The following is a 1195-nucleotide window of genomic DNA, read 5'->3' on the forward strand; positions in this document are numbered from 1 at the left end:
CAACCCTCGGGAATTGCATCAGACGGGCGAGAAGCCGCAGGTCGCCAGGTCACGGCGAGGGCTTGAAGGACTCCGAGGCTACTACGAGCTAGCTGCCTGACCAGGCGTGTTGCCGAGCCGATCCCTTCTGATGCATGATCTGCCCTCCAGAAGGGATGGTCTGGAGTGGTGCATCAGCGCAAGGTGGCCCTGGCCGGGTCGGCTCATCTGGAGCTCGTCTCCGGGGTGGTCCAACTGCGTCCCGAGGACGCGATGTTCGACGCGATGCTGCGGGGCTGGCGTGCTCAGCAGAAGTCGCGGGGGTTGAAGGACGACACGATCGATCCGCGGGAACGACTCATACGCCGGTTCCTGGAGTTCGCGAACGACTACCCGTGGCAGTGGACGCCGGCCCACATGGACGAGTGGTCGGTCTCATTGACCAGCGAGAAGCATCTGGCACCGTCGACGATCCGCAGCTACCAGGGCACCGTGCGACTGTTCAGCGAGTTCCTCATTGACGGCCGCTACGGATGGGGCCCTGCCTGCGAGGAAGCCTTCGGCACCTTCCCGGTGGCGGTCTGTCACGAGTGGAACACCATCGCCCACCTCAACGATTACGAGGGCGACCCGGAGGCGAAGCCGTTCACCCGGGAACAGCTGCAGCTCTTCCTCGACTATGCCGACGACCAGGTCGAACGAGCGCTACGGGCGAAACGCAAGGGCGCCCTGGCGGCCTACCGCGACGCCACCCTCTTCAAGGTGATCTACGGGTGGGGACTTCGCCGGACCGAGACCTCCAAGCTCGATGTGGTCGACTTCGGGCGCAACCCGCAGGCCCGGCAGTTCGGCCGGTACGGCACGCTCAACGTCCGCTACGGCAAGGCCAAGAAGGGCCAGCCTCCGCGGCGCCGGAACGTCTTGTCGGTGATGGACTGGGCCGTCGAGGCAGTCGCCGACTACGTCGAGAACGTCCGTCCGCGCTTCGGATTCCCCGACCACCCCGCTCTGTGGATCACCGAACGCGGTGGACGCCTGCGGCCCGGCTCGATCAACGACCGGTTCGAGGCATACCGCGACGCCCTTGGCCTGCCGAAAGAGCTGGTCCCTCACTCCTTGAGGCATTCGTACGTCACGCACCTGACGGAGGACGGGGTGGACCGCCGCTTCATCCAGCAGCAGGTCGGCCACGAGAGCGACAGCTCCCTGGCCATCT

At 65.8% G+C, this 1195-nt stretch carries 1 protein-coding gene; it reads left to right on the forward strand.

The window, feature by feature from the left end:
• Positions 1 to 168: 168 nt before the first annotated feature.
• Positions 169 to 1195: tyrosine-type recombinase/integrase (locus ACWCPM_RS34735; RefSeq protein ID WP_450980251.1), on the forward strand; the 1027-nt coding region annotated here is incomplete at its 3' end.

The organism is Streptomyces sp. NPDC002309 (assembly GCF_053593375.1).